Origin of the sequence: Massilia glaciei (assembly GCF_003011895.2) — a bacterium.
GTDB classification, from domain to species: domain Bacteria; phylum Pseudomonadota; class Gammaproteobacteria; order Burkholderiales; family Burkholderiaceae_D; genus Telluria_A; species Telluria_A glaciei.
Genome location: NZ_PXWF02000052.1, coordinates 1 through 15,433, shown reverse-complemented (window position 1 = coordinate 15,433; position 15,433 = coordinate 1). Strand labels below are relative to the sequence as shown.

Below are 15,433 nucleotides of genomic sequence, written 5' to 3'. Positions count from 1 at the left end.
CCTTTAAAGCGTGCCGTAGCACGGATGGGGTGACTATCAACTCGATCGATCTCGGAGTCACTGACAATAAGAGTCACCTACTTTATGTCAGCTGGTGGCTCGTTGCTGATTGCCCGCCGAATTATGTCCTCGAGTTCCGCTATAAAATCGCGCTCTTGCGCAACCGCTAAAATTTTACGGACGTGGTCGAGAGAGTTAGTTCTGCCCTCTGCTTTTGATTCACGTTGATATTCCGCGCACATCGCCCACCATTTTCGTGTTCTCGTCCGCTCTTCCAAGGTGTCGCCAATGAAGTATTTGTTTTCCTTCACCAGCCTCATAATGTGGCGCTCGTCTTTACAAAACTTCTGCGCCACCTTTGCAACCGCTTGTTCGTACGAATCACCCCCATCTTTGAAAAAATAATAGAGACTCGAAATGTCCCACCCGTCGCCACCTTCACCTTTTGGCCTTCCTTTTCGCTTCTTAGGTAGTCTCCCGAGCAAGAATATTTTGGCTACTATCGCGTTTGCAGCTGTCTGAAAGTCGTGCTCAATCGTTGCGTTAGAGAGCGTTGCCCACGTCAATTCCTCGAGGACGCGCCACTCTGCGCCGTTTTCGTCGTCAGCGATTGCCTGTAAAGCTTTTTGCTGCTGAGAGGGAAGCTTTATCTCTGGCTCTGACGGGTCCCTATGGAGCGCCCGTAAATATGTCAGCAGCCGATCCTTATCCTCTTTAGACAAGGGTTCTGATGCCGAACTCTTCTCGACGCCAGCAGAACGTAGCTGCGTCAGCAGTAAGTCTGCCGGCATGTTAATTTCGGCGGCAAATTGACTTACCGTTTGACTCGTCATTTGATCCTCTGCTTGAAAGCGATAAATTCATGCGGTACTGCTGCGCAGGGGTATGACGTCTGCCCCCGCGCGCAGTTTGTCGAGGTAGTCTGCCCAGCGCTGCATCATTTCCCTGCGCGCTGGCAGATGGGCTGTGCGGTTGTATGCCCGTCCGTTCGGGTCTTTCACGGCGTGCGCCAACTGGTGTTCGATCAGGTCGACGCGTTCGCCCATTACCTCATCCATGATGGTTCGCGCCATCGCGCGAAAGCCGTGGCCGGTCATCACTTCTTTTGCATAGCCCATGCTGCGTAGCGCAGCGTTGACGGTGTTCTCGCTCATGCAGCGGTCGCTTGTACGAATGCTAGGGAAAACATACTTGCCGTCCCCGGTCATGCCGTGCATGGCGCGCAGCAGGTCTACAGCCTGTGTCGAGAGCGGCACAAGGTGGTCTTGGCCCATTTTCATTTTGACGCCCGGAATACGCCATTCCGCCGCCTCCAGGTCGATTTCTGCCCACTCGGCGCTGCGAAGTTCACCCGGTCGCACAAACACAAGCGGCGAGAGCTTGAGCGCTGCTATTGCGTAGGGGTGGCCGGTATAGGCATGGATCGAGCGCAGCAGCGCGCCAGCGTGTAATGGTTCAGTGATCGCCGCAAAGTTCGCCTTTGGGACCGACGACAGCGCGCCCCGCAAGTCGGCGGTCACGTCGCGGTCAGCGAGTCCACTGGCGACGGCGGCGCGGAACACCTGGCCGCACAATTGTTTGATCTTGTGCGCCGACTCGATGGCCCCGCGCGCCTCAATCTTTTGCAGCGTCGCCAGCACGTCGCGCGGCTTGATGGTCGAAATAGGCATCTTGCCAATGGACGGGAATACGTTCTTTTCCAGCCAGTTTGTGTTCTTTTGCTGCGTGCTGGTGGCCCGATTTCCCGCCGTCTTGTTCAGCCATGAACGGGCGACCGTTTCGAACGTGCTCGCCTCTGATTCGGCCTTGGCAAGCTTGGCGTCAATCTTCGCCTGGCCGGGATCGATTCCATCGGCCAGCAGTTCGCGGGCCTCGTCGCGGCGTTTTCGGGCCTTGGCGAGCGATACCGCAGGGTAGACGCCCAACGCCAGCGTTTTCTGCTTGCCGTCGAAGCGGTAATTGAGACGCCAGTATTTGCCAGCGGCGGTCACCAGCAGGTGCAGCCCTTGCGCATCGGTGAGCTTGTCACCCGCCGCCGCGCCGCTGTGTTTTAGATGCTGTAGAGCGGTCGCGGTGAGTGCCATATTGAGCCTGTTGTTGGTATGTGGATTTCATGGGTTCGAGATACCAACAAAACTACCAAGAAACACGTGATATTTGATACTACGTCACGCAACGGGGTAGCACAACAAAAAACCCGCGCTCCCTATGAGAGAGGCGGGTTTCGATGCTGCATGAAACAATGTAAGTCAAGTTCTTGGTGCCCGGAGCCGGAATCGAACCGGCACGCCCTTACGAGCACGAGATTTTAAGTCTCGGGTGTCTACCAGTTTCACCATCCGGGCAGCGGGCGCGATTTTAGCACAACCTGGATCTAATCCGAATCCATCTTCCCCAAAACCGCCAACAGTTCGGTGGCCTGGCGGATGATCGGCCCGGCCATCGGCTCGCTCTGCATCGCCGCCATCGGGCCCTCGCCGAAATACAGGCCGTCGGACACCAGGAACGACAATCGGATTTTGCCGCGCACCGGCGGCGGCTGGCGCGCCTTGCTCCACGGCCCGATTTGCGCGACCACGGTGTCGGACGCGTCCAACAGCTCCCCGACCATCGTTTTTAGCGAATTGCGGATCGCGATCTGCTTGCCCGATTGATTGATGTAGTCGACCCCGCCGTCCGAAAACGCGGCCAGCGTGTCGAGGCCGTTGGGCAGGCGCACCTCGATGATCACGCCGAGCAAAATCTTGGGCCGCACCCGCTGCCCGTGCCGGCGCAGGCGCGCATACGCCAGATACCGGATCTGCCCCTCCTGCGCGGCATCGGCGGCGAGCGCCTCCAGGGCCGGGAAATCGGGCGGCGACGAGAACAGGATGGCCTGCCACGGCGACGGGTTGACACTGCGTTTGGGCTTGAAGACCGTCGTGTTATCGCTGAACAGCAGGTTGTAGATGCCATTTGTCGCGCGGCTGGCGTAGGGGGCGAAAGGCGGCAACAGCGCGGCCGGCGCCGGGCTGGCGCTGCGCAGGCCGGCGGCGGCGTCGAGTAGATTATTTAGCATAGGTGCTCACACGTGTTCACACGCCCGAGATTGATCAAAAACGCCGCCAAGGCAGCGCTCCGCCCCGTCGAATTATTAATTCGACAAGGCCCATCCCGAAAAGTATAGCGTCACTTGCGGACCGTGTGGGGCCGGATCGGCGTTTGCGTCGTTAAAACCGCAACGTCAACCGTCCTTGCGCACGAGTTGCGTCACCGCGTCCGAGGCGATCAGGGTCAGCAGGGCGTCGACATTGATCGGCTTGACCAGGTACTGGCCGAAGCCGGCGGCGATGGCGCGCGGGCGGCCCTCGGCCATGCTGAATCCCGACACCGCGATCGCGAAGGGGATGTGGGCGCCGGCGGAGCCGCGCAATTTGCGGATCAGGTCGTATCCATCGAGCCCGGGCAGGCCGATGTCGCAGATCAGGACGTCGAAACGGTGCGCGTACGCCATCGCTAGCCCGGTCGGGCCGTCGTAGGCCGTGACCACCGAATGGCCCTCGTGGCGCAGCAGCATGCTCAGGGTGTCGCTGGCGTCGACGTTGTCCTCGACCAGCAGGATGTGGCGTCCGCGCCTAGGCTGCGCCGGCCCTGGCGCAGCGGGCGGTTCGGCCGGCAAGCCCGCGCGCGACAGCGGCAGGGTCACCGTGAACATGCTGCCGCTCATCTGACCACCGCTGGCGGCGGCCACCGCGCCGCCGTGCATCTCGACGATGTTGCGCACCACGTTCAAACCGACCCCGAGGCCCGATTCGGGACGCGTGAGCGACGACGGCCCGTGCGTGTACAGATAGAATATGTGCGGCATCACGTCGGGCGCGATGCCGGCGCCGTTGTCGCTGACCGTGACCACGGCCTGCCCGTCGAGCACGCGCGCCTCGATCTCGATGCGCCCGCCGTCGTGCGTGTACTTGGACGCGTTCACGAGCAGGTTCGCGAACGCCTGCACCAGCCGGGCCTGGTCGCCGTCGACCACGATCGGCGCCGTTCCGATTTTCAGCGTGAGCCGCTGGCGCCGCTCGCTCACACGGCCCTGCACCACCTCGGCGGCGCGCGCGAGCAGCGCGCCGAGCGCCAACGGCAGCCACGTCAGCGCGATCCTGCCGCTGCTGAGGCGGGCCGCGTCGAGCAACTCGTCGAGCAGGCGAGACAAATGTTTGACCTGGCGCTCGATGATCGTTTGCAGGTTCAGCAACTGGGACGCCGTGCCCGGGGTCTTGGTCAGCATGCTGCTGGCCAGGCTGATCGGCGCGAGCGGGTTGCGCAATTCATGCGCGAGCGTGGCCAGGAAATCGGACTGGCGCCGCTCGATCTGGCCGGCATCCTCGCGCAAGACCCGTGCGTCGACCGAATCGAGCAACAGGTTCTGGTTGGCCTCGCGCAGTTGGTTGACCAGGCCGGCAAGCGTGTCGCGCTCGGCGCCGGCCAGCCGCAGCGTTTCGACCTCCTGCGTGAGCAACGCGAGCGCGGCCCGCAGTTGCGGCTCGTCCATCTGGGCCTGCGCCGCGCCATCGGCCGGCCGGGCCGGGGCCGGGCCCGCCGCGCCTTCGGGCTTGGCCATCTCGCCCATGGTCAGAACCGGCCGCGCTCGAGGCTCGACGGGTGGCCGTTGAGCAGCCCTTCGAAGCCGGGCGCGGCGTCGATCTCGATGCCGGCGTCGGTGATCACATAGCGGCGCAAATCGGTGCTGTGCCCGCTTCCGCGCACCTTGACCACGGAGATGAATTTGTTAAGGCGGCCCTCGAACTCGACGTAGCGCATGGCGATGATGGCGTCGACCAGGAAGGCGGCCTCGTCATGACTGAAGCGCAGCTCGTAATAGCGGTCCTCGAGGCCCATGATGACCATCACCGTCACGCCCTGGCCGGCGAGGCAGGCGAGCACGCGGAATATGGTCTCGCGGTAATCCTGGCGGAATTCGGGCGCGAGGAACAGGCCGACCTCGGACAGCGAGTCGATCACGACGCGCTTGGCGCCGCTGCGCTCGATCTCCTGCACCAGGTCGTCGAGCAGCTCCTCGATCGACATGTCGAGCGAGCGTTTCTCGACGACCGACACCTGGCCGGCCCGGATCATGCGCGCCAGCGAGTCGTTGCGCAGGCGCAAAGGCCCTTTGTCGAAACAGGCGACCACCCCGTGCTCGCCGGCGCGCGCACCCTCGGCCAGGAACGCGGTGCCGAGGATGGTCTTGCCCGAGCCGGGCGGGCCCACCACCATCACCGCGTGGCCCGGCGGCAGGCCGCCGGCAAGCATCGCGTCGAGTTCGGCGTTGCCCATCGCGACCCGGGGCGCCGCGGCGCCGTCGTCGCGCCACGGCGCGTTGGCCACCGCCGGCAGCAGGCGCGGATAGATGCGCAGCCCGTCGGCCGTGATGCGGAAGGTGTGGGCGCCGGTCAGGTGCGGCTGGCCGCGCATCTTGACGATGCGGATCTTACGCACGGCCGAATTCTGGGCCACCTGCTGGCTCAGCGAGAACATGCCGTCGGCCACCGTCATCACCGGGTTGGCCTCGATGTCGGAGTTGGCGTACTCGCCGATCAGGAAGGTGGTGGCCTGCCAGCTCGTCATGCGGGTGCCGAGTTCCTGGATGAAGTGCTGCAGCTCGGCCACGCCCTCGTTGCCGTTCTTGGCCATCTGGATCACGGAGCGGAACGAATCGACGAACACCAGCGCCGGCGAGAACGCCTCGACCTCCTTGACGATGCGCGCGAGCACACCGCTGAAATCGCCCGTGCGCAGGTCCTCGGCCAGGTTCACGTAGCGGATGCAGGTGTCGACCTTGTCGATGTCGAAAAACGTGTATTGCTGCTGGTAGCGCAGCATCTTCAGGGGCGGTTCGCCCAGCACCGTAAAGAACAATGCCTTTTTTTGCTCCGACGCCAGAGAAAACATAATCTGGTGCGCCAGCGTGGTCTTGCCGCTGCCGGGCGCCCCGGCGATCACATTGAAGGAAAACTCGCCCAGCCCGCCGCCGAGCAGGATATCGAGCCCCGGCACGCCGGTGGCCTGGTAACCCAACTTCACTTTGTCGTTCATGTACTCTTTCCGTCAGGCCGTACGGCCCATGCTGTATTCAGAAGGCGGATCGTCAACGCCTCGCCTATCAAGCCCGCCAACAGCCTGGTGAAGGTCTCGAGCAGCGCCGCGTTGGCCGCGCTCGCGGTGGACGGCGCGACCGCCGCGAGACTGCTGTTGAGCGTGGCAAGCAGCGCCGCGATCGAGCGCACGCCATGGGTTGCCGCCGGCCAGTCGCCCTCGGGCGAGGACAGGCGCACGGCGCGGCCGTACAGCGCGCAAAAACCCGCCTCGCCGATCAGCGGACTCAGATGCGCGGCCAACCGCACCCACGCCAGCATGGCGCGGGCCAGCGTGTCGGCGCCGCTGTCCCCTCCCGGCACCGCCAGCACCTCGCGTATCATTTGCTGCCGCTTGTCGTCGTTTTTTTCCATGCAGGGCAGGTAGATTGTTTATAGGGGGCAAGATTACCGCCTTGCACACAACAGTATGGGCGCAATTGCCGCAACCGTCCATACCGCACGGCACGGTTTACCGGCGATAATGATTAACACTTCCTTATGTGCCCTAGCGAACGGAGTGCCCATCCATACTGCGATATCGTCGGCTTGTCTAATTCGACATACAGCACTTCAACAGCAGCCGAGGAAAAAAAATGGATATTCTAATCAGCCTTATCGTCTACCTGATCGTCTTCGGACTCATATGGTGGCTTGTCAGCATGCTGCCGTTGCCGGCGCCGGTCGCGCAAATCGTCCGCGTGCTCTTCATCATCTTGCTGATCCTGATCGTCCTGTCGGTGTTCGGCGTCATTCCCGGCGGTTACCTGCCGAAGCTGAACCTGTAGTTCCCACCGGAACCGCCGATCCGGCGATAAAGAAAGCCCGGCAGCGATGCCGGGCTTTTTTTTTGCCTGGCTCATCCGGGCACCAGCCGCAGGCGCGTGATTTCGGATGGCGCGCCGAAACGTTTCGGCGGCCCCCAATAGCCGGTGCCGCGGCTGGTGCAGACCCACAGCGCGCGCAGCCGGTTCAGTCCGGCCGTGAACGGCTGCTGCAGGGGCACGAACAAATTCCACGGAAAGAACTGGCCGCCTTGCGTGTGGCCCGACAACTGCAGGTCGAAACCGGCCGCCGCGGCCGCCTCGGCGCTGCGCGGCTGGTGCGCCAGCAGGATCTTGACGCACACATGCGCGGGCGCGCCGGCGGCCGCCGCGTGCGGGTCGCTGCGCTGCGAGGCGTCGAAATGGTGGGCCGTGAAATCGGTCACGCCGGCGATCATGACGCCCTTCCCGTCGCGTTCGCGCACCACGTGCTGGTTCAGCAGCACCGTCAGGCCCAGCCGGCGCATCTCGTCGATCCACTGCTGGGCGCCCGAGTAATATTCGTGGTTTCCGGTGACAAAAAAGGCGCCGTCGCGCGCCCGCAGCCGCGCCAGCGGCGCCGTGTGCGCGGCCAGCCGGCGCACGCTACCGTCGACCAGGTCGCCGGTGATGGCGATCGCGTCCGCCTGCAGCGCGTTGACCCTGTCGACGATGGCGTCGAGGTAGCCGCGCTTGATGGTCGGGCCGACGTGGATGTCGGAGATCTGGACGATTGCGTAGCCGTGCAGGGCGGCCGGCAGCCCGGCGATCGGCACCTAGACCTCGACCACCCGGGCCAGCCGGCGCGCGTTGAACAGGCCCACCAGCGTCACGCCGAGCGCGAGCGGCGGCACCGTGAAGGCGCTGCCGGCGTCGATCGCCGCGCTGCTGGCGCCGATCGCGGCGAGCAGGAGCAGCGTGACGTCGCGCAGCAAGGTCAGCATGAGCAAGGATGAAAACAAGCCCATCGCCAGCATGCCGGCCCACGACAACTGGTCGGCCCAGCGCAGCCGCTTGAGGCTCGGGGCGAGCAGGCCGGTGGGCACCAGCAGGCATGAGGCGGCCAGCAGCGCCACGCCGAAGGCCAGTCCGGCGGACTCGAGCGACATGGCCGGCAGCAGGCGCATGCCGATGTGGGCGTGCAGCAGCGCGAGCAGGCTGACGACGGTGAAAATGACGCGGCGGGAAGGCATAGCAAATCCGGTTTGGTGGTCGGGAGTAGGAGCCTGTCGGACTTAGGATCGTCGGCTGCAAAAAGTGCTGGACGGTCCATATTTCGCCGCTTTCTCGGCCAATAGCTCGCTATTGGCACTGCGAAATCGTCAAAATCTGTCCTCGTCCAGCACTTTTTTCGCTTCGACTCCCTAAGTCCGACAGGCTCCTAGATGGGGGGCGCGCACCCTTGTGCAAGGGTATTTTTCCGCGCGCCCGGGCCACTGTGTCGATAAGACAATTTTGACTTACCATAAACCGTTCGCAACCAGTGGAAGAAAAACATGCTCAAGGGCTCGCTTTGCACGGTGAGGCACATCGTCTCGACCGACCTCGACACCTACATATCGCTGTATAACGACCTGTCGACGCGCGGCGAGTTCTTCTCGACCCAGCTGCGCGCGCCCGAGAACATCCGCCAGGAGTTTGCGAAGACGGGCATGGTGACCGACGAGCGCGAGCATTTCTTGCTCGAAGACACGACCGGCAACATTGTCGGACTAATATCGCACTTCAAGAGCCGCACCCCGATCTGCCGCGAAATCGGCTACCGCATGCTGGTCCCGGCCGCCTCGGGGCGCGGCATCATGACCGAGGCCACGCGCATGCTGTGCGACCATTTGTTCATGACGTACGCCTACAACCGCCTCGAATTGCTCATGGATCCCGAAAACACCGGCTCCGAACGCATAGCGCAAAAGTGCGGCTTCACCTGCGAGGGCACGATGCGCGGCGGCTTTTTCACCCGCGGCACGATCCGCGACGCCAAGGTCTACAGCCTGCTGCGGGCCGAATGGGAGGCCGGCGCCAAATTTGAGGCGGGAGGCTGGCGCCTGAATGTTAGGCTGCCGCCCGAATTGTAAGCATGTGTATAAGCTCTGGCGGTAAATCCGCGCCCAAGTATAGTGCGCCCATGCCCGGCGATTTAGTGATCATCCCGATCTCGGCTGCGGTGAAAGGAAACGCCATGTTGAACAAAATTTGCTTGGCCGCGGCGATACTGGCCGCCTCGGTCACCTCCCCCGCGGCCATGGCTAGCGATCGTGGTGTCAACACTGCAGTCGGTGCCGTGATCGGCGCCGCAATCGGCCACCACACGGGCCACCGCAACGGCGCCCTCGTCGGCGGCGTCATCGGCGCCGCGGTGGGTAATTCGGCAAGCCGCCACAACGACGGCTACTACGACAACCGCGACGGCTATTACGACAACCGCTACGACAACCGCTACGACAACCGCTACGACAACCGCTACGACAACCGCTACGACAACCGCCACGACCGCCGCTACAGCAACAACGGCTATTATGGCCAGCAGGGCTACGCGCCGGCCTATTCCTACTACGAGCCGGAGCCGGTGTATTACGCGCCGCAGTATTACAGCCCGCCGGTGGTCGTCATTGGCAGCGGTTACGGCTACGGCTACGGCAAGCGGCGCCACCATCGCGGCCATCACGGCCACCACCGCGGCCATCGCCGCTAATCGCTGACGCGCAGCAAACAAGACGCTGACCGGCATGTGCCGGCCAGCGTTTTTTTCGTCCGCGGTTGCGCCGTGGCATGGGGCATGCGGGCTGGCGCGCCAAAACGGCGCGCCAACACTACGTCGGCGCGCGCCGCATCGGATTGAAAAACACCCCTTTGACGCATTGCATCGGTGCGGTCGGCACAAAACCGAGCGCCGCGTACGCGCCGACCGCATGATTCGACGAGTTGACCGTGAATACGCCCTGGTTGCCTCCCTCCACCGCCGCGCGCCGCGCCGCGTCCCACAGCGCGCGCGCCACGCCGCGGCGCTGCCATGCCGTGTCGACGTACAGATGAAAGATATGCGCGTGTTCGCGCACGCCGACGAAACCAGCGATCGCGCCAGCCGATTCGGCCACGTGGTAGACGAAACCATTGGCGACATTGCCCGCGATCGCCGCCTGGTCGTTGTCTGCCAGGAAACGGCGGCCGGCGTCGGCGTCCATCTCCGGCAGGATGAACGCGCCGGCGAGCGCCGCGAGCAGGCCGGCGACTTCCGGCAAATCGCGCTCTTCAATGCGACGTATGGTGGCTTTTTTTTGCATGTCTTTGCATCCCGATAATTGATTTTGCAATCGCACAATAAGTGCACACGCAAGCCGCTCAAAATGTTGACTGTGAGCACTATTGCGCCTAGACTTGTCGGGTCCCGCCCTCGCCCGGCCCCAAGCGCTTGCACCGCGCTTGCGTCCACCGCTTGCATCAACCGCTTGCATCAACCGCTTGCACCAACAGTATGCCAAAAGATACACTGACCGGCCCCATCCAGGAGCACCGCGCGCGCGTGCGGGTGCCCATGTCAAAACCGCTGCGGCACGCGCGCTACCGCCGGCTCTGGTGCGCCAACCTGGTGTCGAACCTGGGCACCTGGACCCAGACCTTCGCCTCGGCCTGGCTGATCGCCTCGCTCTCGCATTCGGCCTCGGTCACGACCCTGGTGCAGACGGCGGCCTACCTGCCGATCGTCCTGTTTGCCTTGTTCGCCGGCGTCCTCGCCGACCGCGTCGCGCGACCCAAGTACCTGTTCTTTTGCAATTTGTTCATGGCCCTGTGCGCCTGCGCGATGGCCGTGCTGGTGGCGACGGGCCACGCCTCGGCCGCGCCGGTGCTGGCGCTGACCTTTTGCGTGGGCATGGGTTCGGCCTTCATGTGGCCGGCCTGGCAGGCCGCCATGGCCGAGCTGGTCGAGCCCGACGAGATAGAGGCGGCCGGCTCGCTCAACAACCTGAGCTACAACGTCGCCGCCATCGCCGGCCCCGCGCTCGGGGGCCTGCTGTTCAACTGGATCGGCGCCGCCGCCCTGTTCTGGCTCAACGCGATTTCCTTTCTGGGCATCCTTTCGGTGTACTGGCTCTGGTGGCGCGAGGGCGGCGCCTCGCGCGTGGCCGAAGCGCGCTTCATGCGCAGCCTGAAAACGGGCTTCGGCACCGCCTTCGGCTGCGCCCGCTTCCGCCACCTGCTGGGCAATGTCGGCGGCGTGTTCTTCACCACCATCGTGTTCGCGTCGCTGCTGCCGCTGTTCGTGCGCGACGTGCTGCGGCTCGACTCGCATGCGTTCGGCACCCTGATGGGCAGCCTCGGGGTCGGCGCGGTCGCGGCGGCCTTCGTGCTGCCCGCGGTGCGTTGCCGTTTCGGGCGCACCCATCTGCTGGCCGGCGCCATGTTCGTCTACGCCGCCATGTTGTTGATCATGCCCTGGATTGCCTCGCTGCTGCTGCTGGTCCCGCTGATCGTGTGCGGCGGCATGGCCTGGTCGACCATCGTGACCACGCTCAACGCCGCGGCACAGGCCGCGTTCGGGCCGGCCGTGCGCGCGCGCACCATGTCGATCTACCTGTTCGTGATGGCCGGCGGCTACACCGCCGGCAGCATCGCCTGGGGCGCGGTGGCCGACCGTTTCGGCGTGCGCGCCGCGTTCGCCGCCGCCGGGCTGTCGCTTTTGCTGATGGGTCTGCGGCTTCTGAGGGGAAGGCCGGAAACCCCCATCTGATCGTTGCATCAAACGGCCCGGAGTGCGCTAAGCTATGGCAATTGCCATTCCGCCTGCAAGGCCCGTCCAATGAAGCCAACGTTCGACCCGCTCCAGTTCGGCCCGATGTTGGACATCGCCTGGCGCACCTGCGCCGGCGCCGACGCCTTCCCCGGCCTCGAGAACCAGGATAATTTCCTGCTCATCGATGTGGACGGGTGCGTCGTCTACCTGCACGACCAGCGGGAGGTGCGGCAACGCATCCACGGCTGGCCGCCGGGCCACGCCCGCCTCGCCGTGCTCGACGGCATGGGCGGGCACGGGCGCGGGCGCGAGGCGGCCGAGGCGGTCGTGGGCGGGCTGCTCGAGCTGCCCGCCTGCGCCGGCCTCGACCAACTGTCGGACCAGCTCGACGCCCTGCACGCGCGCCTGCAGCGCCGCTTCGCTCCCGATCCGTCGGCCGACAGCAGCCGGCGCCCCGGCACCACGCTGACCCTGCTCGAACTGCGGCCCGGCCTGCCGGCCCTGCTCTACCATGTGGGCGACTCGCGCCTGTACCAGATCGCTCACGGGAGCGCCGTCGCGCTCACTGTCGACCATGTGCCGGCCACCGCGTACGCGATGGCCGGCGCGCTCGCCGAACAGGCGTGGTGGCACCAGGTGCATGGCGAGCACCGCTCGCAGATCAGCCAGGCCTTCATACTGGGCAACGCGTTCGACACCGCGCTGCCGCTCTCCGATTCGCTGCTGGCGCTGTCGGCGGACACGCTGCCGCCCTTCCTGCGCCACCTGCCCGACCGCCGCGCCATCGAACTGCAACCGGGCGCGGTCTACGCGCTGGCCACCGACGGTTTCTGGGCCTGCGCCATGCCGGGCCCATGGATCGACAGCTGGCCGCGGCGGCTGGCCAGGTGCGGCGACGCGCGCGCCATGGCCGACACCCTGTTCGAGGACCTGCTCAGCGATCCGCCCGCCGGCCTGCACATCGACAACCTGACCGCGATCGTCATCCGCGTCGCCGCGGCGGCCGCCTGAGCGCCACGCGATGAAAAAGTGCAGCCACCCCGCGCATCCGCATTGCACCCTTTGGGTGGTGGCGGGCGAGGCCGCGTGCGCCAACGGCCACCGGCAACCGGCCACGCCGGCGAGCAGCTTTGAGCTGATCAGCGCGCTGCGCGGCGCGCAAGCGGCGCCGGGGTTGGCGTCCGCGCCGCGCGCGCCATCGTCGCCGGCCCCGCCATCGGGTCGGCCCCAGCTGCACATCAGCGGCTTCGATCCGCGCGCGGCCGGCGGGCGCCAGGCCATCAAACTCGAGTTGCGCGGCATGCCGCCCGATTGCGCGCCCGAGGCCGCCATGCGGTTGCGCTCGGCGCTGATGGCGCAGGGCGGCGCCGGCCAGATGTTCACGCGCACCCCGCGCGGCGACTGGCGGCCCGTGGTCGTCGAATTCTCTTCGCGCAACAAGGAGCACGGGCAGTACCAGATCGACGTCGAGCTGCGCGGCGAGGCCGGCGGCGCGCAGCGGCGCTGGGCCTGCACCATGCTGATCCTGGTGCCGCGCGCCGACGCCACCCTGAGCGAGATCCACCAGATTTTCCTGTCGACCCACAAGAACGTGCGCGTGGTCGCCGACGACGCCTCGATCGCGCGGCTCGACGCCCACACCGGCGGCGGGCGCGTCGACCTCGACGTCACCGCGCGCAACGCCTCGATCGCCCACCTCAAACTCGACGCCCAGCCGGGCAAGGTCGACATGGGGTTTGCGACCATCGCCTGGGACGAGGACCTGATCGAGATCGACGCCCCGCCCGCGCGCGCGGCGCACCCGCACCCGAGCCGCGCCGCCTGCCTCGTCAACGCCGCGCCCGAGGCGGGCCTGGCGCGCCAGACGCGCCTGTTCGCGCTCGGCGAATGCGTGCTGGGACGCTTCGAGCGGCGCGCGCCCGAGGCCGATGTGCTGCTGGCCCATTATTGCGAGGACGGCCAGGACGGCGACGGCCTCACGCGCCGAATCTCGGGTCGGCATGCGCTGATCCGGCGCGGCGCCGGCGGCTACGAGGTCGAGGACGTCTCGCGCTACGGCCTGCTGGTCGACGGCGTCTGGCCCGGCAGGGGCCAGCCGGTGCGCCTGCGGCTGGGCATGCGGCTCGAACTGACGGCGAGCATCAAGGGCGTGGTCGTGCTCAGCGTGAGCGCGCTGCTGCCCAACGGCGTCATTTTGCACCGGATCGACCAGGGCGCCCGCGCCGAATGCTTCTACCTGCTTGACCCCGAGCGCCACCCGGGCGCGGGAGCGGCCGCCATGGCGGCCACGCCGCGCGCGGCCGCGCTTCCGCTCTTGTTCCACCAGCACGGCGGATTTTGGCATCTGGACCAGGCCACCGGCGTCGAGACCGCCCTGCACCCGGGCGCGCCGCTCGAGCAGTTGCGCCAGGTGGCGCGCCACAACAGGTTCTCGGCCGATCCCTACCCCGACGCGCTGGTCGAACGCGAGGACGGCATCGCGCGCTACCAGGCCTCGCTGCTCGGACGCGCGGCGCCGCAGGCCAAGGCCACGGCCTGAGAGGCCGGGAGTCTGATCAAACGCCTCAGGCGCGCGGCAGCAGCACCAGGAACACGAGCGCGCAACCGGTCAGCAGCGCCGCTTGCAGCGCAAACACGATCGCGGGGATTTTGAGTTTGTCGGGGATTTTCATGGGGAAGCTCTCGATGGTCGGCTGCCCCCCCCCCTTTTAGTGCCTGCGGCCGGCCCGAAAGTTCCGCCTCCCGGCGCCTGGAAGCGCCTATGGCAGGTCGCGCGCCACCCGGAAGCCGATGATGTCGTTGCCCTGGGTGGCCGCGAAGCCGTTGCGCAGCGCCGAGCGCAGGTAGTGCGGCGCGTACAGCCAGGCGCCGCCGCGCAGGATGCGACGGTTCGGCTCGCCCCCCTCCTCCCATGCGCGGCCGTTGGCCGGCGCGCCCAGGTAGCTCTCGTGCACCACGTCCTGCACCCACTCCCACACATTGCCGTGCATGTCGAACAGGCCCCACGGGTTGGGCGGGTACGCGCCCACCGGGGTGCTGCCGTGGCGGCGCGCGCCCTTCGGACTGCCGTCGTAGCTGTAGCGGCCGTCGTAGTTGGCCAGCGCCGGGCTGATCGCGTCGCCGAAACCGAAGGCGGTGCGGGTGCCGGCGCGGCAGCCGTACTCCCATTCGGCCTCGCTCGGCAGGCGGTAGGGCTGGCCGCTGCGCCCGCTAAGCCACTGCACATAGCGCTGCGCGTCCTCCCACGCCACCCCGACCACCGGATGGGCGTCGCTCTGGGCGAAGCCGGGCGCGTCCCAGCGGACCTCGCCGCCGCCGCGCCAATCGGTCGCGCGCACGAAGTGGCGCCACTCGCCGACCGTGACCGGGTAGCGCCCCAGCGCGAACGAGCGCTCGATGCCGACCCAGTGCTGCGGCGTCTCGCGCGCGAGCCACGATTCCTGCGAGCCGGCCGCGATCGCCTTGTCGCGCTCGTGCCGCGGAGAGCCCATCTGGAAGCGGCCGGTCGGAATCAGCACCAGTTCGGGCCCCTTGCCGGCGCCGTCCCGGAACGGGTCGCGCAGCACGCCGTCGCTGTCGGCGCTCAAGCCATCGACGCCGTGCATGCGGGCCGCCGGCGGCGCCGCATCGCGCACCGACTGCGCATGGCGGGCGCGCCGCTGCTCGTCGCGGTAGGCGCCGGCGGCCCTGGCCTGCGCGGCCAGCTGCCGCTCCTGCTCCGCGCGCGACCTGGCGGCGTCGCTCTTGCGCCGTTCGTGCAATTGCAGCAGCAGCGCCTCCTTGCGCGC

At 66.2% G+C, this 15,433-nt stretch carries 13 protein-coding genes, 1 tRNA gene and 2 pseudogenes; 6 read left to right on the top strand and 10 right to left on the bottom strand.

Going from position 1 to position 15,433, the window contains the following annotated elements; genetic code table 11:
* Positions 1-679 precede the first annotated feature (679 nt).
* The 7 genes and pseudogenes from C7C56_RS29270 to C7C56_RS04125 all read right to left on the bottom strand — a co-directional run.
* A pseudogene (locus tag C7C56_RS29270) lies at positions 680-833 on the bottom strand (translation initiation factor IF-2 N-terminal domain-containing protein); the annotation flags it as partial.
* A gap of 27 nt (positions 834-860) precedes the next feature.
* The gene (locus tag C7C56_RS04150) at positions 861-2,084 is read right to left on the bottom strand and encodes a tyrosine-type recombinase/integrase (RefSeq protein WP_106756231.1); all 1,224 of its coding nucleotides are present in this window, start codon (positions 2,082-2,084) and stop codon (positions 861-863) included.
* A 174-nt stretch (positions 2,085-2,258) separates the two neighbouring features.
* Positions 2,259-2,345: transfer RNA gene (locus C7C56_RS04145), tRNA-Leu, on the bottom strand.
* Positions 2,346-2,374: 29 nt separating this feature from the next.
* Positions 2,375-3,058 (bottom strand): hypothetical protein, encoded by a 684-nt coding sequence (locus C7C56_RS04140; protein WP_106756230.1) that lies wholly within the window; start codon positions 3,056-3,058, stop codon positions 2,375-2,377.
* Between the two features lie 165 nt (positions 3,059-3,223).
* Positions 3,224-4,609, bottom strand: coding sequence for a hybrid sensor histidine kinase/response regulator (locus C7C56_RS04135; protein ID WP_106756229.1), 1,386 nt, complete (start codon positions 4,607-4,609; stop codon positions 3,224-3,226).
* Positions 4,610-4,611: 2 nt separating this feature from the next.
* Complete coding sequence (locus tag C7C56_RS04130; protein WP_106756228.1) at positions 4,612-6,075, bottom strand: ATPase domain-containing protein; 1,464 nt, start codon at positions 6,073-6,075, stop codon at positions 4,612-4,614.
* The gene (locus C7C56_RS04125; protein ID WP_229458102.1) at positions 6,072-6,488 is read right to left on the bottom strand and encodes a hypothetical protein; all 417 of its coding nucleotides are present in this window, start codon (positions 6,486-6,488) and stop codon (positions 6,072-6,074) included. The genes C7C56_RS04130 and C7C56_RS04125 overlap by 4 nt, the downstream gene beginning before the upstream one ends.
* A gap of 221 nt (positions 6,489-6,709) precedes the next feature.
* On the opposite strand from C7C56_RS04125, the gene C7C56_RS04120 reads away from it, so the two are divergent.
* Complete coding sequence (locus tag C7C56_RS04120) at positions 6,710-6,901, top strand: Thivi_2564 family membrane protein (RefSeq protein WP_106756227.1); 192 nt, start codon at positions 6,710-6,712, stop codon at positions 6,899-6,901.
* A gap of 71 nt (positions 6,902-6,972) precedes the next feature.
* Here the strand turns inward: C7C56_RS04120 and C7C56_RS04115 are convergent.
* Positions 6,973-8,109, bottom strand: a pseudogene (locus C7C56_RS04115) (metallophosphoesterase).
* Between the two features lie 303 nt (positions 8,110-8,412).
* Here C7C56_RS04115 and C7C56_RS04110 point away from each other — a divergent pair.
* Both C7C56_RS04110 and C7C56_RS04105 read left to right on the top strand, forming a co-directional pair.
* On the top strand, positions 8,413-8,991 hold the full coding sequence (locus tag C7C56_RS04110; protein WP_106756226.1) for a GNAT family N-acetyltransferase: 579 nt from the start codon (positions 8,413-8,415) through the stop codon (positions 8,989-8,991).
* A gap of 104 nt (positions 8,992-9,095) precedes the next feature.
* A complete protein-coding gene (locus C7C56_RS04105) occupies positions 9,096-9,608 on the top strand; it encodes a YMGG-like glycine zipper-containing protein (protein WP_109246554.1) in 513 nt (170 codons plus the stop codon).
* A gap of 118 nt (positions 9,609-9,726) precedes the next feature.
* Here the strand turns inward: C7C56_RS04105 and C7C56_RS04100 are convergent, their stop codons facing one another.
* Positions 9,727-10,197, bottom strand: coding sequence for a GNAT family N-acetyltransferase (locus tag C7C56_RS04100; RefSeq protein ID WP_106756224.1), 471 nt, complete (start codon positions 10,195-10,197; stop codon positions 9,727-9,729).
* Positions 10,198-10,388: 191 nt separating this feature from the next.
* Between C7C56_RS04100 and C7C56_RS04095 the strand changes: the two genes are divergently transcribed.
* The 3 genes from C7C56_RS04095 (at position 10,389) to C7C56_RS04085 (ending at position 14,184) form a co-directional block, all read left to right on the top strand.
* Positions 10,389-11,642, top strand: coding sequence for an MFS transporter (locus C7C56_RS04095; RefSeq protein ID WP_106756223.1), 1,254 nt, complete (start codon positions 10,389-10,391; stop codon positions 11,640-11,642).
* 69 nt (positions 11,643-11,711) lie between these two features.
* Positions 11,712-12,656, top strand: a complete 945-nt coding sequence (locus tag C7C56_RS04090) for a PP2C family protein-serine/threonine phosphatase (RefSeq protein ID WP_106756222.1) — start codon at positions 11,712-11,714, stop codon at positions 12,654-12,656.
* A gap of 10 nt (positions 12,657-12,666) precedes the next feature.
* Entirely contained in the window at positions 12,667-14,184 is a 1,518-nt protein-coding gene (locus tag C7C56_RS04085) for an FHA domain-containing protein (RefSeq protein WP_106756221.1), read from the top strand.
* 220 nt (positions 14,185-14,404) lie between these two features.
* Here C7C56_RS04085 and C7C56_RS04080 read toward each other — a convergent pair.
* Positions 14,405-15,433, bottom strand: a 1,029-nt coding sequence (locus C7C56_RS04080; RefSeq protein ID WP_146204275.1) for a formylglycine-generating enzyme family protein, incomplete at its 5' end; no start/stop codon positions are given.